Below are 23,007 nucleotides of genomic sequence, written 5' to 3'. Positions count from 1 at the left end.
ATTTATGGTATTTAATAACTAAAAAATATGATTGTCGTTTTCTAAACTGCGCTTCCTGCTCGATAGGAAAGCACTTTCTTCTAGCTATAAACTTCCTAAGCAGATGAGAAAACTACGTTTTGCTTTCGTGGCTGCGGCCTGCTTCTTATTCACGGATTGCAGCACCAGTAAAGGCACTGGTACGGTTGTAGGTGGTACTGGTGGGGCCATTGTGGGTGGCGCCATTGGGGGCACTGGTGGCGCTATTATTGGCGGTGCTGCTGGCGCCGTTGGGGGTAGAGCCATTGGCAAACAGCGCGACAAAAAGAAAGCTGAGCGTGAAGCCCAGCGTAATCAATAGCAGAGTGGCCTAGCCACTTCGGCACTCCTGATAAAAGTCTGCTTCCTTCCTGCTGCAAGCGCGGAAGGAAGCAGACTTTTTGCTTTCAGCGAAGTAGGGGTAGCCAGCAGCCTAAAGAGTGGCCTAGAAAGGCACGAATAGCTACTGCTTCACTAATGCCTGAACAGTCGGATCGGTGAAGTCGGCGGCGAAATGGAGGATGTTGGGGAGCTGCTCAAACTCCTCGGCCGCGTGCGTGGTGGTGAGAATCACGGCTTTCATACCCGCATTTAAAGCGGCTTCAGCACCCTTGGGCACATCCTCAAACACTAGGCAGTCGGTGGGTGAAACGCCGAGCTGTTTGGCCGCCTTCAAGAACGTTTCGGGGTGGGGCTTGCTCCGCGTTACATCATCGGCACTGACGATGGCTTGGAAGTAGTGCCGGATATTCAGGTTATCGAGCACAAAGTCGATATTAAATGGAATGGCCGCTGAGCCGATGGCCATCTTGATACCGCGCTGATGGGCCTGCTCCAGAAACTCCTGCAGCCCCGGCAGCAGCGCCAGGTGCGGCCGAAACTCCTCTTGATAACGCTGTTCTTTGCGAACGGCTAGCTCGTTCATTTCCTGATCCGTAAATCTATCGGGGCCGAATAGACGCACCAGAACTTCCTGGTTTTTGCCGTACATCTGGGGCTTCACTTCTTCCCAGCTGAAGCTGCCACCTAGTTCGTGGCTGAGGATGTGGTGCCAAGCACTGGTATGGTAATCCATGTCGTGAATCATGGTACCATTCAAATCAAAGAGAAAGGCTTTCATAGTAAGTTGCTCAGGCGAAAAATCAGAGCGCAAGTAGGTAAAGTAAGCTCTCCTATACGACGGCTGGATTATTCTTGCCGATAATTAAAGCTGTACGGTAGTAACGTGAAGTGCTTTAGTAGCCAGTTTCAAAAGTAGAACAAACAGAAGACGTTGATAGCTAGCCGAAGCACTTGAGCAGCAGTGCTAAATTAGAAGCTGTGTGTTCGGAAGTGACTATGTTTATCAAATTGGGACAAGTTATTTTAATCTAAAAAGCGGCTTTAAAGCATCCTGAGTGGATATGTCCTGGCACGAGATTAATAAGCCCCGTAGTGAGGCGTATGGTTGAGCTACAGTAGCTTATATTTATATCGGCTTGCTCCATTTTCATGTCTCGTCTTTGCATAATTCCTCTTTTTAAACTGCTCTATAGAGCTATCGTTTTTGGGCTGCTGTTGATGCTACATGCTGCTCCATCGGTGCAGGCTCAAAGCCCGGCGCTTGATAGTTTACGGCGGCTGGTGCAGCAAACTCCCTCTGACACCAACCGGGTGCTGCTGCTCTGCCAAATGAGCGACCAGTACTGGGTGCTGCGGGTTGACTCCGCCGCCGCCTACGCCAACCAGGCGCTGGCCTTGGCCCGCCGAACGGGCTACCGCCATGGCGAAGGCGAAGCTCTGAACCGGTTAGGATCGGTGTATCGGGAAAGTAACTTGGCGCAGGCGCTGGAGCTATTTCAGCAGTCGTTGCGCCTCGGAGAAGCTACCCACGACCTGCGCCTGCAAGCCCAAAACCTGCGCAGTATTGGTATCATTTACGTGTACCTGCGCGACCGGCGAGAGGGCCTGTCCTACTACTTCAGGGCCTTGTGCCTGGGCGAGAAAATGCACGATGAGAAGCGTATGGTCATCGAGCTCAGCAACATTGGCCTGGCCTACGACCTCTACAATGAGGTAGATTCATCCCGGATTTTTCAGGAGCGAGCCTACCAGCTGGCCCGCCGCATCGATACGCCCACCAACTATATTTTATACGGCCTAGGTCAGGTGGCGCGCAAGCAAGGCCGCCCCACCGAAGCGCTAGACTTCTACCGCCGCAGCATTCGGGAGTCGAAGAAGTTGCACCACTCGCGTAGCACCAACTTTTCCTGCGTAGGGCTAGCCACTCTCTACCAGCAACAAGGCCGCCTCGATTCTAGCATTTACTATGCGCGCCTAGGCTACCAAGCGGCGCAGCTCAATGGCTTTTTACGCGGTGTGCTCAACGCCAGCTTGTTGCTTACCCAGGATTTCCGGACGCGGGGTACCGTGGATAGTGCCTTCAAGTATCAGGGGCGAGTGTTGGCAATGAAAGACACCTTGTTTGGGCAGGAGAAGGTGATGCGCCTGCAGGGGCTAAGCTATAGGGAGCAGCAGCGCGCCCAGCAGGCTATTGCTTCGCAGGCTATGCTGAAAAGCCGCTACCAAACTTACGCTTTGCTGGGAGGCTTAGCCGTGTTGCTACTGATTGTGGCCCTCTTGGTGCGTGGTAGGCGCCAGCAGCACCGCGCCAACGAGGCCCTGCAAGCCTCGCTAGCCGAGCTGAAGGAAGCTCAATTGATGCTGGTGCAACGAGAGAAAATGGCGTTTCTGGGCGAACTGACGGCCGGAGTAGCGCACGAGCTGCAGAATCCGCTGGGCTTTGTGAAGCAGTTTGCTGCCGCCAGCACAGGCCTAGTAGAGGAAATTAACGGAGCGCAGCGCCTTACGCACGATGGCGCCCTCGACCGCGAAATCTTAGCGGGGCTTAAGCAGAACCTACAGGAAATCAGCCAGCACGGGCAGCGGGCTACGGCTATTATTAAAGGCATGCTGGAGCACGCCCGCACCGGCCAGGCCCCACGCGTTTCTACCGACCTCAACCACCTCGTGCAAGAGTACCTGTGCCTGGCCTACGACGGCGTACGTCAGCAAGACCCACAGTTTACGGCCCAACTCACCACGCACCTAGAGGCTGCCGTGCCACCGGTTTCTGTGGTAGCCCCCGATCTGGGCCGAGCAGTGCTCAACCTGTGCACCAATGCCCTCCATGCTGTGCGCCAGCGCCAAAAGACGGCCGACACCAGCTACCAGCCCCAGGTAACAGTAAGCACCCAAACCCAACCAGATGGGGCGGTGGCCATTAGCATCCGCGATAATGGGGTAGGAATACCGGCCGACGAGCAGACGCGCATCTTCGAGCCCTTCTTCACCACCAAACCCATGGGTGAAGGCACTGGCCTAGGCCTCTCCCTCAGTCATGATATTGTGAAGAGCCACGGGGGCACGTTGCAGGTGCAAAGCCAGGAAGGAGAAGGTACTGAGTTTGTATTGACCTTGCCGGCTGTACCCAGCTAGAGTACACATAGGGCAGTAGCTCAGAATAAAGCTAGCGGGACGTTTATATTCTCTAGCATAAGAGGGTTTGTATGATTGTGTCAGCAGAGGAGTTTATCAAACTCAGAGTAAGTGAGGTAGAGGCAGAATACCATCGTGCAGCTCACGATGCCGCGGATATATCCATCTGGGTAGACGTTATTGAAAGGTACCCGAGCTTCAAGGAGTGGGTAGTTCATAACAAAACTATTCCTCTGGCAATACTTGAGATGTTGGCCGAAGACGCCGATCCTGCAGTGAGAAGGCGTATCGCTACAAAAAGGAAAATCGACAGCAGGATTGTTAGCTTGCTTTCCGGTGATGCAGACGAATCTGTGAGACATGCGCTCATATCAAATGCTGCATTAACCGAAAAGCAACTGAGAGCCATGCACGTACAAGATTCTCAGTGGCTACAAGCCGAGTTAGCGAAGAGGTTAGCAGCGTATAAATGAGCCACTGCCTGAATACCCCTGCGGTGCCCTATCCATCAATGCTCTAGCATACGGGTCAGCCGCTCGCGCCACGATGGGATTAGCTCGGGTACCGCAAGCATGGCTTCAAGCTTGTGGGCATCCTTCGGACCTGAGGCAAGGCTATCCGTCAGGTCCTGAATGGTCACGGCGTGGGGAGCCTGCTGGACCAGCGTAATGGAGTCACCTGCTTGGAGAGTGCCTTCCTGTATTACCCGAAAATAGATGCCGCTGCGGCCGGCTTGCTCAAAATCGCGAACCATCCGGTCGTTTTGAAAGCGTAGGCCCAGTTTAAAGCAGGGCTGCCGGGGCTGAACAGCCATTAGTATCGCCGTGCCAATCTGATAACAATCTCCCACGCGCACCTGATCTTCCAATAAGCCCAGAGTAGTCAGGTTTTCACCGAAAGCCCCAGCCTCTAGCTCAGCCCCACCAAGATGATTCTGCCAGAAAGCATAATGCTCTTGTGGGTAAGAATACACCGCTTTATAGGGGCCGCCATGCACGCGCAAGTCGGCTTGCCCATCACCGGCCAAGTGTTTGTTCGGCGTGCACATGAATACGTTCGCTGGTGGGCTGTTTGAAGATGCTGGTACGGACTGGCTTACCCTTCCAAACATATTCTTGCGGTAACCCGATACTGACGGAAAGGAGTTGCATAAGACTAGTGAATACAGATGAGCTGACGCAAGATAAAGGCTTGCTGGCAAGAAGCAGGAGCTTTACTATTTCTGCTGCCCAGGTTCTGAAGCTGTCTTAAAGACAACTAAACGTCAGCACGCGAGATGTCTCAACAAGCTCGACATGACGGTGTAGTAAAGGACGGTTCAGGGACTACTTGGCACTTCATCCTCGTAATCCGACGCTTCGGTAACAGCAAGTTTCATCCGCCCCGGCAGCAGGCCACTTTTGGTCCATCACATCGCTGCCACCGTCATGAAACGACTGCTACTCCTCGTCCTGCTGTTCCTAACCCCGGTTCTAGGCCTGTTGGCGCAACCCTCTACTACCGTCAGCGGTACCATCCGCGATGCGGAGGGGCTGGCGCTGCCGGGCGTCAATGTGTTTCTCAAGGCTACCTTCGATGGAGCCACCACTGACTCGCTAGGCCACTTTCACTTTGACACAGCCCAGCCCGGTGGTAGCTACGTGCTGCAGGCCAGTCTGCTGGGCTTCGTGACGGCTGAGCGGCCCGTAACGCTTGGCAATGAGCCACTTCGGCTAGAGATACTATTGAAAAGCACCCCGCACGCCTTGGGCTCGGTCGTTATCACCGCCGGTGCATTTGAAGCTAGCGACGAGCACCGCAGTGCTGCCCTCAACACCCGTGATGTGCAAACTACCGCCGGGGCGCTGGCCGATGTATCGGCGGCCTTCAACACCCTGCCCGGCACCACGCGGGTAGGGGAGGACGGCATGCTGTTCGTGCGGGGCGGAGCCGCCGCCGAAACCAAAATTTACCTAGATGGGCTGCCCGTGCAGAACCCCTATAATGCTACCGTGGCCGCCGTGCCGGCGCGGGGCCGTTTTTCGCCTTCGCTGTTCAAAGGCACCGTGTTCAGCACCGGCGGCTACTCCGCGCTGTATGGGCAGGCATTGTCGGGGGTACTGCTGCTGAACTCTACGGATCTGGCCCCCGAAACCCAAACGGGCGTTTCTGTGAGCTCTGTATTTGTAGGAGCCTCCCGCACCAAGCGCTGGGAGCGGACTTCCCTTGATGCTACCCTCGACTACACCAACCTCACGCCCTACCAGCACCTGCTGCCCCAGAACGTGACGTGGTTTCAGTCGCCGAGCGGAGTAAACTCGTCGGTGGGGTTGCGCCACCGCACTGGGCAGGCGGGCATGCTGAAAGTGTATGGCACCTGGAGCCAGCAGCAGCTCAGCGTTGGGCAGCCCAGCCCTGAGCCCGCCGGCACGCAACGTGTGGCCCTGCGTAGTACCAACGGCTACCTCAACACCACCTTCCGCAGCCCCCTGCGCCGGGGTTGGAGCCTGCAGACTGGCCTAGGCCTGAGCCGCGACGACCAACACCTGGCTCCCGACGCCGTGCGCCTCCGCACCCTGGAGCAGGCGGCCATTGCCCGCGTAGTGCTGATTAACGACTCCGCTGCCGCACGTTGGAATGTGAAAGTGGGGGCCGAAATGCTGGCCCAGAAAGTAAACCAGCAGGTGCAGCCCAATGCCGCCGTAGCTACCACCTACACGCCTTCCTTTATGGAGCGCCGCGCCGCAGGCTTCGTGGAAAGCGACTTTCAGCTCTCTGACCGTCTGGCTGGCCGCGTTGGGGGGCGGGGCGAGTACTCGGCGCTGCTAGGCCACTGGAATGCCGCGCCGCGCCTGGCCCTAGCTTACCAGACCACCGAAAATAGCTCCCTCTCCGGCGCCTACGGCCACTTCTACCAAACCCCCGACAACACGCTGCTGCTGGTGCAGCCCAACCTGCGCTTCGAACAAGCCACGCACTCGGTGCTCACCTACCAATACACCCACGACCGGCAGCTATTTCAGGTAGAGGCCTACAACAAAACCTATAGCCACCTAACCCGCTACGATGGCCGCAACCCGCGCAACGCCGCCGCTTACAATAACAGCGGCTCCGGCTATGCCCGCGGCCTCGATGTACTGTGGCGCGACCGGAAAACCATCAAAAACCTGGAGTACTACATCAGCTACGGGTTCCTGGATACCGAACGCCAGTACCGCCAAGACCCCGTAGCGGCCGTGCCCACGTTTGCGGCCCGCCACAACGTGTCGGTGGTGGGGAAATACTGGGTCGGCAACCTGCACACGCTGCTGGGCGCCACGGTCAGCTACGGCAGCCCCCGCCGCTACAACGACCTCAACAACCCCGAAGGCGGCTACAACCAGGGCCAGCTGCCCACTTACCAGGATCTGAGCCTGAACGCCAGCTACATCACCCGCTTGTTTGGTCAGTACACCGTGGTGCACCTGGCTGCCAACAACGTGCTGGGCCGCCAGAACGTGTACGGTTACCGCTACGCATCCCAGCCCGACATCACGGGCAGTTACAACCGCGTCGCCATCACGCCTACCGCCCCGCGCATGGTATTCCTGGGCGTGTTCATCTCCATCAACAAGAACCGCGCAGCCGACGTGAACGAGCGGCCGGAGTAGGCTTTGGAGTGACGAGGTGATGCGTACATCGAAAACTGCACTTGGTGGTGTAAGTTGCCGACTCACTACTCCCGTGATGCTAGGAAAAGAAACTATCCACCTCCAGGTCCGTCGGAAACGCCTGCTACGGTTAGTTGCCTTGCTGAGTACCTTAGGCCTAGTCCAATGTGGCTCGGGTGGCAATGCCCATACGCCCGATTCAGAACACTATATCAGCTATCAAGTAAACCCGCAAAAGCAGGCAGTACGTCTGTATTGGAAGGATGATACGGGTGAAAAGTTTCGGAGCATTCAGCGGTTACAGGCGTGGCTAGAGGCTAAGCATCAGCGGCTACTATTTGCTACCAATGGCGGTATGTACAAATCGGGCAATACTCCATTGGGCTTGTATGTGGAGCAGGGCATAGCGCTAACGCCTCTTGATACAGCTAGCGGGACAGGTAACTTTTACTTAAAGCCTAATGGGGTTTTCTATCTGACTGCAAAGGGTGAAGCTGGTATCGTTCCCACTACTGCTTTCCAGATGCAGCACCACATTCAGTATGCTACCCAGTCGGGGCCTATGTTGGTGCTAAAGGGGCAGATTCATCTCGCGTTTAATGCCCGTTCTACAAACCTGAATATTCGCAACGGGGTGGGTATACTGCCGGATGGCACCGTGTTATTTGCCATGTCAAAGGAGAAAGTCAGCCTCTACAATTTTGCGGCTTACTTCCAGCGGCAAGGGTGCCAGACCGCTCTATACCTCGATGGTTTTGTGTCGCGAACTTACTTGCCAGAGCAGGATTGGAGGCAGACTGATGGAGATTTTGGTGTAATCATCGGGGTGAAACGCCCTAGCAGATAATACCTCGACTACACTAAGAGAACAGACTTTATTGCAACAAGAGCCGCAGCTGAAAAGCTGCGGCTCTTGTGCGTTTAGCGCCACCTATCACCTCATCATAATTCACTTTATCACTTACGAGAGGTAACGCTTCATCCTGAAAATCCGACGCTTCGGTAACGGTAAATTTCTTTCGGGCTGGGGCTAGGCCACCTTTGAATCATCAACCACCACTAACCCTATCGTCATGAAAACGACCCTGTTCACCCTCGCCCTGGTAGCCGCTTCCTTTGCCTCCCTAGGCCAGTCGGCGGCTCCCGTTGCTGCTCCCGCAACGGCAACCACCGATGCCTACACTACCATGATGAGCGCTACCATTCAAGAGCTCATGAGCACCGGAGAGGTTGCGAAACTGAAGTTGGTAGATGCCAAGTTTGAACGCGCTGCGGCCGTGGCCCCCAAAGACTGGCTGCCCCGCTACTACCAGGCCTACGCTCGCCTCATTACCTGCTTCGTGAGCCAGGAAGATGGTGATACCAAAGACAAGTACCTCGACCAAGCCGAAGCTGCCCTAGCCCAGGCCCAGAAGCTGGGCGCCGAGGAATCGGAGCGGCTGGTGCTGCAGGCCTACATTTACCAAGCTCGGCTGGGAGTTTCACCCATGATGCGCTCCATGAAGTACTCCAAAATGGTATCGGAAACGCTGACGGAGGCCAAGAAAGTTAATGCTGCCAACCCGCGCATTTATCTGGTGCAGGCTAACAATGTGTATTATACGCCCGCTATGTTTGGGGGAGGCGCCGACGTTGCCAAGCCGCTCTACCAGGAAGCCAAGGCGCGCTTCACGGCCTTCCAGCCTAAATCAGTGCTGATGCCCAATTGGGGCGAGCGGCAGCTAAATGGCCGGTTGAAAAGCTACGAAACCGCTTCCGCAAACTAGGGTGGGGTAGGGCCGAAGCCAGCACTACTGGCTTCCGTATCTTTCGCTTGGTTTATTTGCCTGCCTAAGGCTTTGTATATGCTTGAACCTGCTTTGTCTTCGGGGCGCCCGGCCCCGGCGGAATCTGCCACCACGCGGGCAAACTCCGTCTACAACCTAGGCAAATACTACCCGCATCGGCGGTGGCTCATCATGGCCGGGCTCATGCTAGGCCTGTCCATCGGGCTGTCGTTTCTGTTTTGCAACGGCTGCAAGATCTGGAGTGAGGATTTCTTGGTCACGTTTGGCTACAACTCCGCCTACACCTTTGGCCTGTGGTTGGCCAATGGTTACCCCAACGAGTGGCTTAACCGCCGCGTCGATTGGACGGTGCAGCCCGTGCGTCGGTTCCTGACTACGCTGGCGTTTTCCTTGGTGTTATCGTTGCTGGTCATTCTGCTGGTTACGGGAAGCTTTATGGTGTTTTACCATCACCGGCCCCTTAGCTCGCTTACGTGGCGCCCCTTTGTGGTACCACTGCTTATTACGGTGGTTATTTCGCTCTTCATGCACAGCCGCTCGTTTCTACTGGGCTGGCGCGAAGCGGCCATTCAGGCCATGCGCCTCCAGAAGGAAAACGCCCAAGCCCAAGCCGACAGCCTTCGTCGCCAGCTTGACCCGCACTTCTTGTTCAACTCCCTGAATGCACTAACCTCATTGGTGGAGGAAAACGACCCGGCGCGGGCCTCGCGCTTTATCCGTCAGCTTAGCCAAGTATACCGTTATGTGCTCGATAGTCAGGAGCAGGAGATAGTACCGCTAGCTGAAGAAATGAAGTTCGTGGAAGCCTACTTGTTTTTGCAGCGTACTCGCTTGGGCGAAGGGATGCAGGTAGAAATGGACTTGCCCACGACGGCGCTAGACACTCTGTTGGTGCCGCCGCTAGCGGTACAGCTTCTGCTCGAAAATGCTCTCAAACACAACGCTACTTCTCAGCGCAACCCGCTCCGCATTCGCATTGAGCTGGATGAGGCGGCTCGCACTCTCACTGTGCGCAATGACCGCCGCCTCCGCCGCCTCGCCGACGGAGAATCTACTGGCCTAGGCCTCAGTAACCTGCAAGCTCGTTACGCCTTCCTTACCAAGCAGCCCGTGACTATAGAGCAAACCGACACCGAGTTTTCTGTGACGCTGCCGCTACTGGAGCTGCGCTAACCGAGAGGCCTAGACGGCCCTTTCCCGCTACCTTGGCCTCCGCACAACCTTTCCTTTTATTTTCTCTGATTTCTACCTGCCTGTATGGCCTCAACTGCTACCCTTCGGGCCCTAATTATTGAAGACGAACCACTGGCTATACGTCGCCTCACAGAGCTACTGCGCAAGCAGCCGCAGCCAGTGGAGGTAATCGGAACAGCCGAATCGGTGGCGGAGGCGGAAGCCTTGCTGCAGTCGTTACGGACGGCACCAGATGTGCTGTTTCTAGATATTCATCTGGCCGATGGGCTTAGCTTCGAGCTCTTTGAGCGCCTGGAAATTACCAGCCCCGTCATCTTTACCACGGCCTACGATAAGTACGCTCTACGCGCCTTCAAAGTGAACAGTGTCGATTACCTGCTCAAGCCCATTGACCCCGAGGAGCTGACGGCTGCTCTGGCCAAGCTGGAGCGCCAGCGCCAGGCTGCTACCCCCGCCTTCGATGCCAACCTGCTGGCCCAGGTGCTGCGCCAAGCCCAGCCGGCCAAGGAATATAAGGCGAGGTTTGTGGTGCGGGTAGGGGAACATCTGAAGGCCATTCCGGTGGAGCAGATTGCTTACTTCGCCAGCCTCGAAAAAGTGACCCTGCTGCACACCCGCGAGGGCCGCAAATTTGTGGTCGACTACACCCTGGAGCAATTGGAAGGCATGCTCGACCCCACCGAGTTCTTCCGCCTCAACCGCGCCTATTTGGCTCACGCCGAAGCCATCCACGATATCATTCACTACACCAACTCCCGCCTCCAGACCGTCCTCAAGCCCACTGCCCCCGACAATGACACCGTATTAGTCAGCCGGGAAAAAGTAGCCGCGTTTAAAGCGTGGCTGGATAGGTAGCTGGTGATGAAGCTTGACGAGCGGTACGCTGCTGGCTTACCCTTCCAGCCATTGCTTTACCGCGCCGGCTTTCTCGCGGCTCACGAGTACTTCCTCACTCGGGGCGGGATGCAAGTCTAGCAGTAGCTTGCCATTGAAGTGCGGGTGCAGGCGCTGCACGGCCGGAAGCTGGGCAATAAACTGCCGGTTTAGCCGGAAAAACTGCGTTGGGTCTAGCAAGGCCTCTAGTTGCTCGAGAGTGTAGTCCACCACGAAACGGCGGCCGTCGGTGGCGGCTAGAGTGGTGTTTTCGTGGCGGCTTTGGAACCAGGCCACCTGCGTAGCGGCGAGGGGGAGAAGTTGCTCGCCGCTGCGTACCAGAAAGCGGTTTTTGTAGTGGCGGTCAGCGCGGGGCAACGTGTCTAGCAGGCGCTCTAGGCGGTGGGCGGTTTCCTCTTTTTCGGGAGTAGCAGCTGGTGCTGCGCGCCACTCCCGCAGCTTGGCAAGTGCCGCCTGCAACTCTGCGAGTTTTACCGGTTTGAGGAGATAATCTACGCTGTTGGTTTTGAAGGCCCGAATGGCATAGGCGTCGTAGGCCGTGGTGAAGATGACAGGGCTGCGCACCACCAGCTGATCGAACACATCTAGGCTCAGGCCATCGGCCAGCTGAATGTCGGAGAGAATAAGGTCGGGGGCAGGATTGGCGCTGAGCCATTGCACCGCGCCCGTCACGCTATCGAGCACAGCGGCAACTTGCGCCTCTGGTGCGGCTTGTAGGAGCAGGCGTTGAAGTCGCTCGGCGGCCGGGTATTCATCTTCAAGCAGCAGAACGGTCATCAGATGGGGAATAGGTGAAAAGCGAGATGGTGGATTGTGGGCGTGCTATTGTGTCGGCTGACTGCAGCGGCTGATGTGCTGCGCAAACCGGCGAGCCGCTTCTGTGGGGAAAGGGTGTTTTGAGGAGTGGTACAAGCTGCCTTCATAGCTCATATCAAAGTACTCGGCTGTGCGCCGAAATGGCACCTCAAAGCCTTCGGGCCACTCCTCATCGGAGCCCGCCGCCAGCAGGAAGGCGTGCTTGCCGGCTAGCTGTCGGCCCAGCGGCTTGTGGGGCTCTTCTACTAGGTCCGTGAGCCGGTCAAAGAAATTCTTCATGATCCCACTCATGCTATACCAGTAAACGGGGGTAGCAAACACAATGACCGGGTGCCGAAGCATGAGTTCGATGAGGTGCAGGAAAGCGTCTTCGGTGGGATAGTCGTGGGGGTAGTTGTAGGCAGCGATGGAGTAGTCCCGCAAGTTGATGAGCGTATGCGGGACACCGGCCAGGACCTGCTCTACCAGCTGCTGCGTGTCGCCGTCGGGGCGGGCACTACCATGAATAATCAGTGGAAGATAGACTGGCTGTACGGGCATAAAAGCAATTTATAGACAAAGACACCGTTTCCCCGAACTCTGGAGAACTACACTACGGGTAGGTTCCAAGAATAGCTACAACGGGACCCGAAACCAGAGATAGGCTGGGCCGGGTCCATGCGCAGTGCCGATTTGATAATTCAGCTGCTTAGCGGTTATGATAGAATCGCTCTAGGCCACTGTCAATAGCGGCAGACACACCCTAAACCAGCCCTCATCGGTGCTGACTACTACTGGCCTAGGCGCTTGCAGCAGTTCGTAGCGGTGGCGCACGTTGCGTAGGCCAGTGCCGGTACCTGGCGCTAGGCCAGAGGTGCGCGGGCGCAAGGTATTCTCCACCACAAAGCAGCCCGTCGCCAGGTTGGCAGTAAGGCGCAGCTCCAGCGGGTGTTCCCGCGAGGCCACGTTGTGCTTCAGGGCGTTTTCTACCAGCAGTTGAATGCTGAGCGGCGCAACCAACAGGCCTAGGGCTTCGGGTGGAACGTGCTGAGTTACGCGCAGGTTGTCGCGGAAACGGACTTTATGCAGGGCCAAATAGGTATCTACAAAGGCTAGTTCCTCGCTGAGTGGCACGGTGGTTCGCTCGCGGGCCAGCAGCACGTAGCGGTACACATCGGAGAGCTGCTCCACGAACTGCTGGGCCGGCTCGTTCTCGGGCTCAATGATGGCCGAGAGAGTATTGAGGGAGTTGAAGAGGAAGTGCGGATCGAGTTGGCTCTGCAGGGCTTCGAGCTGACTTTGCACCCCGGCACTTTGGAGCTGCTCGGCCCGGCGCACATTCTCGGCCCACTGCCGGAAGAAGTTCGAGCTTTCATATATCAGCTGCACCACCACCGTCGGGACCATGTTCAGCCCGAACTCAAACCAAAACGTAGGCCAGTCAAGCCGGGCGTTTTGCAGCCACCCCACGATACTATCCAAGGTCAGCGTAACAACGGCCGTGATGGCGGTGTTAAGGATCGCCAGCAGCCACAGGCGGCGAACGGTTTGATCAACGTGCGGGAGGCGGCGGAACAGGGCAATCCACAAAGCCCGACCCGTAAACCAGAAGGAGCAGGTGAAAAGCAGGGAAACGCCCCAGTTGATCAGAAATACCGGAAAAGAGGGGACGTGCAGGATGCCCCGCGGTAACATCACCAGCAACGACAGCACCGGAATGCCGATAAGCAGGAACCACCGGTCGTTGAGGCGTATAGGCGCGGGGCGCTCAGATGCTACAGGCATGCAAAGAAGCTAGCGGGGAAGTTTCTGCACGAAGCTAACCACCGTCTGCCGAAACTGGGCGGGCTGCTCCAGAAAGGAATAATGCTTGCCGGGCAGCGTTACAACCTGTTGCTTCGGGAATTGAAACGACTGTGGCGTGGTGCCCGTGGTGCGGTCGTCCTGGCCTACAATGATGAGGGCGGACATGGTGAGCCGGGCAGTAAAGGGTAGGTAGTCCTGGCCATAGTCGGGCAGGCGGCCGCTGAACACTTGAGTGGCGAAATCCTGGTTGGCCGTTACGGCGCGCACGGCCCGGCTGGCACGGGTAGCTAGCGAGTCAGCCGAATATTGAAGCTGGTAGGCCAGTTTCTTCTGCTGCAGGGCACCCATCACCATGCCAAAGCGCTGCATCATAGGAATGTTGGGGTTCGGCTGCTCGGCGGCAGGCAGTAGGGAAGTGCCATATTGCAGCATGGCTTCCAGCGAAGCCGAGGGGTTTAGCACGCTATTCACCAGCACCAAGCCCTGCACGCGTTCGGGGTATTTGGCAGCGTAGGCCGTGGCAATGGTGCCGCCAAAGGAGTGCGCCACCACCACCCACTTCTGCAGGCCCAGGTGCTGCCGCAGCTCCTCCAGGTCCTGCACCATGCGGGCCATAGAGTAGTCTTTGCGCCTGGAGCTGGCGGAGCGGCCGCTACCGCGCTGGTCGAGGTACACCATGCGCAGCTGATCTTCCAGTCGGTTGCCACCTAGCTTCTCAAACGAGTAGCTGCCCGCACCCGGCCCGCCATGCACAAACACGCACGGCGTGCCCTTGCCCGCTACCTGCACAAACAACTGCACCGAATCAGAAGTGAGGAAGGTGGTAGCACCGTTGCGGAGCGGGGCGGCTTTCGTTTGGGCCCACGACTGGCCTAGGCCAGTCAGCAGCAGAAAGCAGGCGAGAAGTAGGAAGTGCAGACGGAGGCGGAAGCTGATCATAGTGGGAGGGAAGTTTATAACGGCAGATAACTGGTTCAAACATCCGAAATGAAGGCTGCCGGCCCTAGAGAAATCAGGGCGAACCGGGACATGTACGGGGGTGAAGCGTGGGAAGCGCGTGGTGATTCAAACGCCGGGAACCCCACCCCCGACTCACAAAAAAAGCCCGAGCATCAGACACCCCTGCCTGACACCCGGACTTTACAAACCCACCCCTGGGTCGTTTTAGATAATCGTGCTCATACCGAGCTTGATGTTGTTGCGGTGCACCTCACAATCGGCAATGTCGAGCACGCTGTAGGCAATAAAATTGCCCACTTGCTCAGTGCTATAGAGCGTGGCTGGGTTTAGCTCCGGCGTTACTACGCCCTGGTCGAGGGCGTGCTGCACGGCGTCGCGCACGCAATCGGCCTCCTCCTGCAGGTTGAAGTGGTCAAGGAGCAGGGCGGCCGAGAGGATAGTGGCAATGGGGTTGGCAATGCCTTTGCCCTTGGCCTGGGGGTAGGAGCCGTGGATGGGCTCAAACAGCGCCGCCCCATCACCCACCGACGCCGACGGCAACAGGCCTAGGGAGCCAGCAATGACCGAGGCCTCATCCGAAATGATGTCGCCGAACATGTTCTCGGTGAGAATAACGTCGAACTGCTTCGGGTTAAGGATGATCTGCATGGCTGCGTTGTCAACGAACAGATAGTCAAGGGCCACGCTGGGGTACTCAGGCGCAATGCTTTGCACGGTTTCGCGCCACAGGCGGGAAGTTTCCAGCACGTTGGCTTTGTCTACCAGCGTGAACTGGTGGCGGCGCGTTTCGGCGGCCTTGAAGGCCCGGTGCGCGATGCGTAGGATTTCGTCGCGCGAGTAAGTGCAGTGGTCGTAGGCCCAGGTGCGGTCCTCGCTGCGACCTTTCTCGCCGAAGTAGATGCCGCCGGTCAGCTCCCGGAAAATCAGAATATCGGTACCCTGAATGCGCTCGGCTTTCAGTGGGGAATGCTCCAACAGCTGGTCGTAGGCCGTGATGGGGCGGATGTTGGCGTACAGGCCTAGGGCCTTGCGCAGGCCTAGCAACCCCTGCTCGGGGCGCACTTTGGCCGTGGGGTCGTTGTCGTACTTGGGGTCACCGATGGCGCCGAGCAGCACGGCATCGGCGCGGCGGCAGGCTTCGAGGGTAGCGTCGGGTAGGGGCGAGCCGGTGGCGTCAATGGCGCAGGCTCCCATGAGTTGGTAATCAAACTCGAACTCGTGCCCGAAGCGGCTGGACACGGCCCGCAACACGCGCACGGCCTCGCTACACACCTCCGGACCAATGCCGTCGCCCGGCAACACTACAATGCGTTTGCTTAGAATACCCATGACCGTTGCTGTTCAAAAGCCGTGATGGCCGCCTCCTGGCTAATGAGAAAATCGATGTCGTCGTACCCGTTGATCAGGCACTCTTTTTTGTAAGGGTCCAGCTCGAAGTGAATCACCTCTGCCCAGCCGGGTACTGTCAGGGTTTGCGCCTGCAAATCCACCGTCAAAGCGGCCTGCGGGTCTTGGGCTACTACCTCAAATAGGCCCTGCAATACCTCGTCAGAAACCTGCAGGGGCAGTAGGCCGGTGTTGAGTGCATTGCCCCGGAAAATATCGGCGAAGTAGCTGCTGATAACCACCCGAAAACCTGCGTCATACAAAGCCCAGGCCGCGTGTTCCCGGCTGGATCCGCACCCGAAGTTCTTACCGGCCAGCAGAATCTGGTGGCCTAGGTAGCGGGCATCGTTCAGCACAAAATCGGGCTTAGGCTGCCCGTCAGAAGTATAGCGCCAGTCGGCAAAGAGGTTGGCGCCAAATCCTTCACGGGTCGTCGCCTTCAGAAAGCGCGCCGGAATAATTTGGTCCGTATCCACATTTTCTATCGGAAGCGGCACCACGCCAGAACGCAGTGTTTGGAATTTTTCCATGGGGTGGGAATGGAGATTATTTAGCTGATAACGTCATGCTGAGCTTGTCGAAGCATCTCTACCTCTGGCTATCTAACTGGCCTAGCGACAACTCAACGAAGCGGTAGAGATGCTTCGACAAGCTCAGCATGACGTCCTTTTTTGGCTCTTCTTATGCTAGTTCAAATACTGCGTAATATCTACCAAGCGGCCTTCTACTGCCGTAATAGCGGCTACCAGCGGGCTGGCAAGCAGGGTGCGGGCGCCGGGGCCCTGGCGGCCTTCGAAGTTGCGGTTGGAAGTGGAGACGCAGTAGGCGCCGGCCGGAATCTTGTCATCATTCATGGCCAGGCAGGCGCTGCAGCCGGGTTCGCGCAGCTCAAAGCCAGCTTCGGCCAGCACCTTGTCAAGGCCTTCGGCAATGGCTTGCTGCTCCACTTGCTTGGAGCCAGGCACGATGATGGCCTCCACGTGGGCCGCCTTCTGCTTGCCCCGCACGTAGGCCGCTACCGTGCGCAAATCTTCAATGCGCGAGTTGGTGCAACTCCCGATGAACACGTAGTTGATCTCCTTGCCCAGCAGCGACTCACCCGGCTGGAAACCCATGTAACGCAACGACTTATCGAAGCTAGTAGCCTCGCTACCCCCGTTGAGCACCGGAATGCTGGCCGAGAGCGGAATGCCCATGCCCGGGTTGGTGCCGTAGGTAATCATGGGCTGAATGGCCGAGGCATCGAACTGCAACTTGGCATCAAACACGGCATCTTCGTCCGAGTACAGGGTCTGCCAGTAGGCCACGGCTCGGTCCCAATTTTCGCCCTGGGGCGCAAACCGGCGACCTTTCAGGTAGTCGAAGGTGGTAGCATCAGGAGCAATGAGGCCGCCGCGGGCGCCCATTTCAATGCTCATGTTGCAGACCGTCATGCGGCCTTCCATGCTCAGGCCCCGAATGGCGCTACCCGCGTACTCCACGAAGTAGCCGGTGGCGCCGCCGGTGCCCAACTGGAAAATCACGTACAGAATCAAATCCTTGGCCGTTACGCCAGGCCGCAGGTCGCCATCCAGGGTAATACGCATGCGCTTGGGCTTGTCCAGCAATAGGCACTGCGAGGCCATTACCTGCGTCACCTGGCTGGTGCCAATGCCGAAAGCAATAGTGCCGAACGCGCCGTGCGTGGAAGTATGACTGTCGCCGCACACCATGGTCAGGCCGGGCTGCGTAATGCCCAGTTCCGGCCCAATTACGTGCACAATGCCCTGGTATTGGTGGCCTAGGCCATACAGTTCCACGCCAAACTTGGCGCAGTTTTCCGTGAGCTTATCTACCTGGGAGCGGGATAGCGGGTCCTGAATCGGTTGGTCCTGGTGGCGCGTGGGCACGTTGTGGTCGGCGGTAGCTACTATCTGTTCTGGGCGGCGCAGCGTGAGGCCGCGGGCCGTTAGCTCGTCAAACGCCTGGGGGCTGGTTACTTCGTGAATTAGATGGCGGTCGATGTAAAACACCGTGAGGCCGCCGGCTACTTCGCGCACCACGTGCGCGTCCCAAATTTTATCAAATAAGGTCTTAGCCATGAGAGAGGGGTGGGGGCGGGGTTAGAATAAAGTAGACCGTCAGGCGGAGGCTATGCTTCGCATGACGGTCTTTCGAGAGGCGTACTTAGCTGACGGTAATGAGCTGCTCCTGCTCCACCATCACGTGCAAGTCCTCGTCTACCACTTCCTTTTGGCGGTCGGCCAGCACGAGGAAGGAGGCGTAGGCTTTGTTGAGGGCGGTGCGGTCGAAGTCGTAGCCGATTTTCTGGAGGCGGTAGGCCAGGGCCGCGCGGCCAGAGCGGGCCGTCAGCACAATGGCCGAATCGGGCATGCCCACTTCGCGTGGGTCGATGATTTCGTAGGTTTCGCGGTGCTTGATAACGCCGTCCTGGTGGATTCCGCTGGAGTGCGAAAATGCGTTGGCGCCCACAATGGCCTTGTTGGGCTGCACCGGCATCGACATGAGGTGCGACACCATGGCGGAGGTTTCGGCGAGCAGTTTCGTGTTGATGCCAGTCTCAAAGTTGAGGTAAGGATGCTGGCGGAGTACCATCACGGCTTCCTCCAACGCCGTGTTACCAGCCCGCTCGCCGACGCCGTTGATGGTGCATTCCACCTGCTGAGCACCGTTGAGCACGCCGGCAATAGAGTTGGCCGTGGCCATGCCCAAATCGTTGTGGCAATGGGTGGAAAGGCGCACGTGCTCAATGCCCCGAACATTATCCACCAAGTACTTGATCTTGGCGCCGTACTCGCTGGGGAGGCAGTAGCCGGTAGTATCGGGAATGTTCAGTACGGTAGCACCGGCGCGAATGGCGGCCTCGCAGACTCGGGCCAGAAACTCGTTATCCGTACGCCCTGCGTCTTCAGCGTAAAACTCCACGTCTTCCACAAAGGATTTGGCCAGCTTCACAGCCGCCACCGCTCGCTCCAGCACTTTCTCCGGAGTAGTACACAGCTTGAACTTGATGTGCGAATCGGAGGTACCAATACCGGTGTGAATACGCGGGTATTTAGCTGATTTTAGAGCCTCAGCGGCTGTGATAATATCATTTTCCACCGCCCTTGAAAGGCCGCAGACCGTAGCGTAGCGCGTCTGGGCCGCAATGGCTGCTACTGCTGCAAAGTCGCCGGGGCTCGACACCGGAAAACCCGCCTCAATCACGTCGACGCCGAGTAGCTCTAGCTGTCGGGCAATCAGCAGTTTCTCGTCCCGGTTCAGCTTGCAGCCCGGCACCTGTTCCCCGTCGCGCAGGGTCGTGTCGAAGATGTGGATTTTCTGAGTTGCCATGTCTCTAGGGTTCAGTCAGCGAAATTTGCTGCCCGCAAGTACATGGCCTAAGCGTGCGTTTGAAAACGGTTTCTCGGCACGCCTACTATTTCAAAAAGTGGCTTTTATAATTTTATAGTGTTGACAAACAAATAGTTATGATTGAGGTAAATACGATCGCCAACACTGTAAAGAACGGTGCTCCCCTCCTCATATGAGGAGGGGCAGGGGGTGGTTGATAATCGTTGTTAATCAAGATCGTCATGCTGAGCTTGTCGAAGCATCTCTACCTCTGGCTAATTACTGGCCTAGGACCGACTCAACGAAGCAGTAGAGATGCTTCGACAAGCTCAGCATGACGGACTAGTGGACTGTTTTGCTGTAATTGTTCTAGGCCAAGTCAACTACCCCCAGCCCCTCCTCAGCTGAGGAGGGGAGACTGACAACCTGCCCTACACCAGCAAACTCAGGAAATCCTGCTTGCCATTGAGGTATTCGTAGCCGAAGCCTTCGGCGGCCATGCGGAGTTGGATGCCTTCGATATCGTGGGGGCGCTGGACTTCCAGACCGATGAAGACGGGGCCTTTTTCCTTGTTATTCTTCTTGATGTACTGGAACTGGATGATGTCGTCGCCCTCGCTTAGGACGTGGTTCACGAAGCGGCGGAGGGCACCGGGCTTCTGGTTGAAGGTGACCAGGAAGTAGTGCTTGCGGCCCTGGTGGCGCATGGCGCGTTCCTTGATGTCCTCCATGCGGGTGATGTCGTTGTTGGAGCCGCTGAGCACGCACACCACCGTTTTACCCCGGATCTGGTCGGCGTACTGGTGCAGGGCCGAAATGCTGAGCGTGCCTGCCGGCTCCAGCACAATGCCTTCCTCGTTATACATCTTCAGCAGGTCCTCGCACACCTGGCCTTCCGGTACTAGGGCCACCTCATCTAGCAACTCCCGGCACAACTCAAACGTCAGTTCGCCGGGGCACTTTACAGCGGCGCCATCCACGAAGCTCTCAATATGCTCCAGGGGTTGTCGTAGGCCAGTCTGCATGGCGCGCTGCATGGATGGTGCCCCCGACGGCTGCACCCCAATTAGCTTCGTGTGCGGGCTCAACTGCCGAAATACGCTGCTCACACCCGAGGCCAGACCCCCGCCCCCAATGGGCATAAAGCAATAGTCAATGGAGGCCGGGGCATCGCGTAGAATCTCCAGGCCTACGGTGGCCTGACCTTCTACAATGGCCAGGTCATCAAAGGGGTGCACGAAGGTGCTGCCGCGTTGGTCGCAGAAGTCTTTCGCAGCTTTATAGGTGTCATCGAAGGTGGCCCCGGTCAGGACGACTTCTACTTGGTCTTTCCCGAACAAGCGCACCTTATTTACCTTCTGAGCGGGCGTTTGGGCGGGCATGAAAATATGGCCTCGGATGCCTAGTAACTGGCAGGCGTAGGCCACTCCCTGCGCGTGGTTACCGGCGCTGGCGCACACTACATCCTGCGCAACCTGCTCCCGGCTGAGGCCAGCAATCTTGTTATACGCACCCCGGATTTTATAGGAACGCACCACTTGCAGGTCCTCGCGCTTCAGGTACACCTGCGCCCCGTAGGCCTCCGATAGGCCTAGGTTGTGCTGCAGCAGCGTTTTGTAGATAACGCCGTCCAGCGTGCGCGCCGCCTGTTCCACGTTTTCCAGCCGCACCGTGGGGGCAGAGGTTAGAGTGTCTTGTTCCATAGGGGTGTTGTGAGCAACAAAAGAGAAACGTCATGTCGAGCTGGTCGAGACATCTCGCTCGAACCGTTGGAGTAGCAGTCCAACGTCAGCACGCGAGATGTCTCGACTGCACTCGACATGACGTTCTTGATGGCCTGAGGAGCTGTTAGCTTAGCTCCTCTACTTTTTCAGTGGCTTTGGAGCGTAGTTCGCGCACCGTGGCGCCGGTCTGCCACAGCTCCGAGTCGCGTACTTCCTTCAGTTCCGCTTCCAACTCTTGGCGGTAGCCGGGGGTAGAGCCGCGCTGGATGGTGCGGGCGGCTTCCTGGCCGGAGGCTACGCTGTCGTAGAGCTCGTTGAGGACGGGCAGAGTAGCGTCGCGGAAACGGCCTTTCCAGTCGAGTGCGCCGCGCTGAGCGGTTACGGAGCAGTTGCTGAACATCCAGTCCATGCCGTTTTCGCCTACTAGTGGCACGAGGCTCTGGGTGAGCTCTTCCACGGTTTCGTTGAAGGCCTCGGAAGGGGAGTGGCCCCGCTGGCGCAGCACTTGGTATTGGGCCTCGATGATGCCAGCCAACGCGCCCATCAGCACACCCCGCTCACCGGTGAGGTCGGAGTACACTTCGCGCTTGAAGTCGGTTTCGAACAAGTAGCCCGAGCCTACCCCAATGCCGAGGGCAACAGCCTTCTCGTAGGCCTGTCCGGTCGCATCCTGGAACACGGCAAACGACGAGTTCAATCCGCCACCGGCCACAAACAGGCGGCGCAGGCTGGTGCCGCTACCCTTGGGGGCCACCAGTACTACGTCCACATCCGCGGGCGGAATGATGCCGGTTTGGTCGTTAAACGTGATGCCAAAGCCGTGCGAGAAGTACAGGGTTTTGCCAGCCGTCAGCTTGGCTTTCAGCGTAGGCCACACCGCAATTTGGCCGGCGTCGGAGAGTAGGTTGGCGATGATGGTGCCGCGCTCGGCGGCTTCTTCAATGTCGAATAGGGTTTCGCCTTCTACCCAGCCATCCGCTTCAGCCTTGCTCCAGGAAGCGGAGTCGCGGCGCTGCCCGATGATGACGTTGAAGCCGTTGTCGCGCAGGTTTAGGGCTTGGCCGGGGCCCTGCACCCCGTAGCCAATCACGGCAATGGTTTCGTCTTTCAGAATAGTGCGGGCTTTCTCCAGGGGAAATTCGTCGCGGGTTACTACGTGCTCTTCTACGCCGCCAAAGTTGATGGTTGCCATGATGTTGGGTATTGGGTTGGAAGATGAAAATGTCGTTTTGTGTGGATGACCCCACCCCCGGCCCCTCCCCTCCGGGAGAGGAGTGCCAGACGAAGAAGAGGGGGCTATTGGCCAATGAGTTTTCCAGAACGCACCCCTCTCCCGGAGGGGAGGGGCCGGGGGTGGGGTCACATCGTGAACACCTTGTCGCGGCTATTGAGGTAGTCGTTTTCGCTGACCTCGTGGCTGGGCTCGGTGCGCTCGAACTCGCGGAGCTGATGGTGAAAGCCCTGGCTGTTTTTGATGATGGCAATGCGGGCTGAGCGCACGAACTCAATGAGACCGTAGGGCTGGAGCACCGTCAGGAGCTTGTCGGTTTCTTCGCGGTGGCCGGTGGTTTCGAACACCGTATAGTCCTTGCGGATTACCACGGCGCGTGCCCCGTGCTCCCGCAGCAGCCGCTCCACCAGGGCCCGCTCGGCAATGACGTCGGTCGGCACTTTGTAGAGGGCCATTTCCTGCCAAATGACGTCCTCATTGGGGTTGAAGTACACCTTGAGTATTTCCACTTGCTTCTCAATCTGGCGGGCAATCTTGCGCACTACCTCCTCGGTTTCCACCACCACAATGTTGAAGCGGTGGATTCCTTCGACCTCCGAAGGGGAGGTGTTGAGGCTCTCGATGTTGATTTTGCGCCGGGAGAAGATGATGGCAATACGGTTCAGCAGCCCCACCTGATTCTCGGTGTAGGCCGTGATGTTGTACTCCCGCCGGTCGATGGATTGCTGGTGCATGATGGTGAAATTGTGAGGTAGTGAAATGGTGAGTTTGCA

21 protein-coding genes are annotated in these 23,007 nt (G+C 57.6%); 8 read left to right on the top strand and 13 right to left on the bottom strand.

Translation table 11 applies throughout. The features are described 5' to 3' along the window. Positions 1–103: 103 nt before the first annotated feature. A complete protein-coding gene (locus EU557_RS16775; RefSeq protein WP_135531609.1) occupies positions 104–340 on the top strand; it encodes a glycine zipper domain-containing protein in 237 nt (78 codons plus the stop codon). A 141-nt stretch (positions 341–481) separates the two neighbouring features. Here the strand turns inward: EU557_RS16775 and EU557_RS16770 are convergent, their stop codons facing one another. Continuing rightward, positions 482–1,138: an HAD family hydrolase gene (locus EU557_RS16770; RefSeq protein WP_135531608.1), complete on the bottom strand. Its 657-nt coding sequence runs from the start codon at positions 1,136–1,138 to the stop codon at positions 482–484. Between the two features lie 371 nt (positions 1,139–1,509). On the opposite strand from EU557_RS16770, the gene EU557_RS16765 reads away from it, so the two are divergent. Beyond that, the gene (locus EU557_RS16765; RefSeq protein ID WP_135531607.1) at positions 1,510–3,495 is read left to right on the top strand and encodes a tetratricopeptide repeat-containing sensor histidine kinase; all 1,986 of its coding nucleotides are present in this window, start codon (positions 1,510–1,512) and stop codon (positions 3,493–3,495) included. Positions 3,496–3,566: 71 nt separating this feature from the next. Next, positions 3,567–3,968 (top strand): hypothetical protein, encoded by a 402-nt coding sequence (locus EU557_RS16760; protein ID WP_135531606.1) that lies wholly within the window; start codon positions 3,567–3,569, stop codon positions 3,966–3,968. Between the two features lie 35 nt (positions 3,969–4,003). Here EU557_RS16760 and EU557_RS16755 read toward each other — a convergent pair whose 3' ends face one another. Beyond that, a complete protein-coding gene (locus EU557_RS16755; RefSeq protein ID WP_167855243.1) occupies positions 4,004–4,543 on the bottom strand; it encodes an MOSC domain-containing protein in 540 nt (179 codons plus the stop codon). Between the two features lie 379 nt (positions 4,544–4,922). Here EU557_RS16755 and EU557_RS16750 point away from each other — a divergent pair, with 379 nt between their 5' ends. The 5 genes from EU557_RS16750 to EU557_RS16730 all read left to right on the top strand — a co-directional run bounded on the left by EU557_RS16750 (position 4,923) and on the right by EU557_RS16730 (position 10,960). Further along, positions 4,923–7,124 (top strand): TonB-dependent receptor, encoded by a 2,202-nt coding sequence (locus EU557_RS16750; RefSeq protein ID WP_135531604.1) that lies wholly within the window; start codon positions 4,923–4,925, stop codon positions 7,122–7,124. A 76-nt stretch (positions 7,125–7,200) separates the two neighbouring features. Further along, positions 7,201–7,971: a phosphodiester glycosidase family protein gene (locus tag EU557_RS16745; RefSeq protein WP_135531603.1), complete on the top strand. Its 771-nt coding sequence runs from the start codon at positions 7,201–7,203 to the stop codon at positions 7,969–7,971. 226 nt (positions 7,972–8,197) lie between these two features. Next, complete coding sequence (locus EU557_RS16740) at positions 8,198–8,890, top strand: hypothetical protein (RefSeq protein WP_135531602.1); 693 nt, start codon at positions 8,198–8,200, stop codon at positions 8,888–8,890. A gap of 78 nt (positions 8,891–8,968) precedes the next feature. Beyond that, the gene (locus EU557_RS16735; protein ID WP_135531601.1) at positions 8,969–10,084 is read left to right on the top strand and encodes a sensor histidine kinase; all 1,116 of its coding nucleotides are present in this window, start codon (positions 8,969–8,971) and stop codon (positions 10,082–10,084) included. 84 nt (positions 10,085–10,168) lie between these two features. Further along, a complete protein-coding gene (locus tag EU557_RS16730; RefSeq protein ID WP_135531600.1) occupies positions 10,169–10,960 on the top strand; it encodes a LytR/AlgR family response regulator transcription factor in 792 nt (263 codons plus the stop codon). Positions 10,961–10,996: 36 nt separating this feature from the next. On the opposite strand, the gene EU557_RS16725 is transcribed toward EU557_RS16730, so the two are convergent. From EU557_RS16725 to ilvN, 11 genes are all read right to left on the bottom strand, one after another. Then, positions 10,997–11,776: a LytR/AlgR family response regulator transcription factor gene (locus tag EU557_RS16725; RefSeq protein WP_135531599.1), complete on the bottom strand. Its 780-nt coding sequence runs from the start codon at positions 11,774–11,776 to the stop codon at positions 10,997–10,999. A 45-nt stretch (positions 11,777–11,821) separates the two neighbouring features. Beyond that, the gene (locus EU557_RS16720) at positions 11,822–12,355 is read right to left on the bottom strand and encodes a flavodoxin family protein (protein WP_135531598.1); all 534 of its coding nucleotides are present in this window, start codon (positions 12,353–12,355) and stop codon (positions 11,822–11,824) included. A gap of 171 nt (positions 12,356–12,526) precedes the next feature. Continuing rightward, a complete protein-coding gene (locus EU557_RS16715) occupies positions 12,527–13,579 on the bottom strand; it encodes a sensor histidine kinase (protein ID WP_135531597.1) in 1,053 nt (350 codons plus the stop codon). 9 nt (positions 13,580–13,588) lie between these two features. After that, positions 13,589–14,539 (bottom strand): alpha/beta fold hydrolase, encoded by a 951-nt coding sequence (locus EU557_RS16710; RefSeq protein WP_135531596.1) that lies wholly within the window; start codon positions 14,537–14,539, stop codon positions 13,589–13,591. Between the two features lie 225 nt (positions 14,540–14,764). Further along, the gene (gene leuB, locus EU557_RS16705; RefSeq protein WP_135531595.1) at positions 14,765–15,889 is read right to left on the bottom strand and encodes a 3-isopropylmalate dehydrogenase; all 1,125 of its coding nucleotides are present in this window, start codon (positions 15,887–15,889) and stop codon (positions 14,765–14,767) included. Then, positions 15,877–16,476, bottom strand: coding sequence for a 3-isopropylmalate dehydratase small subunit (gene leuD / locus EU557_RS16700; RefSeq protein ID WP_135531594.1), 600 nt, complete (start codon positions 16,474–16,476; stop codon positions 15,877–15,879). Before leuD ends, leuB begins: the two co-directional genes overlap by 13 nt. A 156-nt stretch (positions 16,477–16,632) precedes the next feature. Then, positions 16,633–18,027 (bottom strand): 3-isopropylmalate dehydratase large subunit, encoded by a 1,395-nt coding sequence (gene leuC, locus EU557_RS16695; RefSeq protein ID WP_135531593.1) that lies wholly within the window; start codon positions 18,025–18,027, stop codon positions 16,633–16,635. Between the two features lie 85 nt (positions 18,028–18,112). After that, entirely contained in the window at positions 18,113–19,279 is a 1,167-nt protein-coding gene (locus EU557_RS16690) for a 2-isopropylmalate synthase (protein WP_135531592.1), read from the bottom strand. A gap of 431 nt (positions 19,280–19,710) precedes the next feature. Then, positions 19,711–20,982: a threonine ammonia-lyase IlvA gene (gene ilvA, locus EU557_RS16685; protein WP_135531591.1), complete on the bottom strand. Its 1,272-nt coding sequence runs from the start codon at positions 20,980–20,982 to the stop codon at positions 19,711–19,713. A 145-nt stretch (positions 20,983–21,127) separates the two neighbouring features. Then, positions 21,128–22,195: a ketol-acid reductoisomerase gene (gene ilvC / locus EU557_RS16680; protein WP_135531590.1), complete on the bottom strand. Its 1,068-nt coding sequence runs from the start codon at positions 22,193–22,195 to the stop codon at positions 21,128–21,130. 167 nt (positions 22,196–22,362) lie between these two features. Then, complete coding sequence (gene ilvN / locus EU557_RS16675; RefSeq protein WP_135531589.1) at positions 22,363–22,968, bottom strand: acetolactate synthase small subunit; 606 nt, start codon at positions 22,966–22,968, stop codon at positions 22,363–22,365. Between the last annotated feature and the right edge of the window lie 39 nt (positions 22,969–23,007).

This window comes from Hymenobacter wooponensis (assembly GCF_004745865.1).
In the GTDB taxonomy this organism is placed as follows: Bacteria; Bacteroidota; Bacteroidia; order Cytophagales; family Hymenobacteraceae; genus Hymenobacter; species Hymenobacter wooponensis.
Note: the sequence above shows the minus strand (reverse complement) of the source record. Positions and strands in the feature narration are given on the sequence as shown.

Coding starts and splice junctions, on each gene's coding strand:
- EU557_RS16730 (WP_135531600.1), top strand. CDS start 10,169: ATGGCCTCAACTGCTACCCTTCGGGCCCTAATTATTGAAGACGAACCA.
- EU557_RS16745 (WP_135531603.1), top strand. CDS start 7,201: ATGCTAGGAAAAGAAACTATCCACCTCCAGGTCCGTCGGAAACGCCTG.
- EU557_RS16765 (WP_135531607.1), top strand. CDS start 1,510: ATGTCTCGTCTTTGCATAATTCCTCTTTTTAAACTGCTCTATAGAGCT.
- EU557_RS16690 (WP_135531592.1), bottom strand. CDS start 19,279: ATGGCAACTCAGAAAATCCACATCTTCGACACGACCCTGCGCGACGGG.
- ilvA (WP_135531591.1), bottom strand. CDS start 20,982: ATGGAACAAGACACTCTAACCTCTGCCCCCACGGTGCGGCTGGAAAAC.
- EU557_RS16740 (WP_135531602.1), top strand. CDS start 8,198: ATGAAAACGACCCTGTTCACCCTCGCCCTGGTAGCCGCTTCCTTTGCC.
- EU557_RS16715 (WP_135531597.1), bottom strand. CDS start 13,579: ATGCCTGTAGCATCTGAGCGCCCCGCGCCTATACGCCTCAACGACCGG.
- EU557_RS16725 (WP_135531599.1), bottom strand. CDS start 11,776: ATGACCGTTCTGCTGCTTGAAGATGAATACCCGGCCGCCGAGCGACTT.
- ilvC (WP_135531590.1), bottom strand. CDS start 22,195: ATGGCAACCATCAACTTTGGCGGCGTAGAAGAGCACGTAGTAACCCGC.
- leuB (WP_135531595.1), bottom strand. CDS start 15,889: ATGGGTATTCTAAGCAAACGCATTGTAGTGTTGCCGGGCGACGGCATT.
- EU557_RS16760 (WP_135531606.1), top strand. CDS start 3,567: ATGATTGTGTCAGCAGAGGAGTTTATCAAACTCAGAGTAAGTGAGGTA.
- leuC (WP_135531593.1), bottom strand. CDS start 18,027: ATGGCTAAGACCTTATTTGATAAAATTTGGGACGCGCACGTGGTGCGC.
- EU557_RS16710 (WP_135531596.1), bottom strand. CDS start 14,539: ATGATCAGCTTCCGCCTCCGTCTGCACTTCCTACTTCTCGCCTGCTTT.
- EU557_RS16750 (WP_135531604.1), top strand. CDS start 4,923: ATGAAACGACTGCTACTCCTCGTCCTGCTGTTCCTAACCCCGGTTCTA.
- EU557_RS16735 (WP_135531601.1), top strand. CDS start 8,969: ATGCTTGAACCTGCTTTGTCTTCGGGGCGCCCGGCCCCGGCGGAATCT.
- EU557_RS16720 (WP_135531598.1), bottom strand. CDS start 12,355: ATGCCCGTACAGCCAGTCTATCTTCCACTGATTATTCATGGTAGTGCC.
- EU557_RS16775 (WP_135531609.1), top strand. CDS start 104: ATGAGAAAACTACGTTTTGCTTTCGTGGCTGCGGCCTGCTTCTTATTC.
- ilvN (WP_135531589.1), bottom strand. CDS start 22,968: ATGCACCAGCAATCCATCGACCGGCGGGAGTACAACATCACGGCCTAC.
- EU557_RS16770 (WP_135531608.1), bottom strand. CDS start 1,138: ATGAAAGCCTTTCTCTTTGATTTGAATGGTACCATGATTCACGACATG.
- EU557_RS16755 (WP_167855243.1), bottom strand. CDS start 4,543: ATGTGCACGCCGAACAAACACTTGGCCGGTGATGGGCAAGCCGACTTG.
- leuD (WP_135531594.1), bottom strand. CDS start 16,476: ATGGAAAAATTCCAAACACTGCGTTCTGGCGTGGTGCCGCTTCCGATA.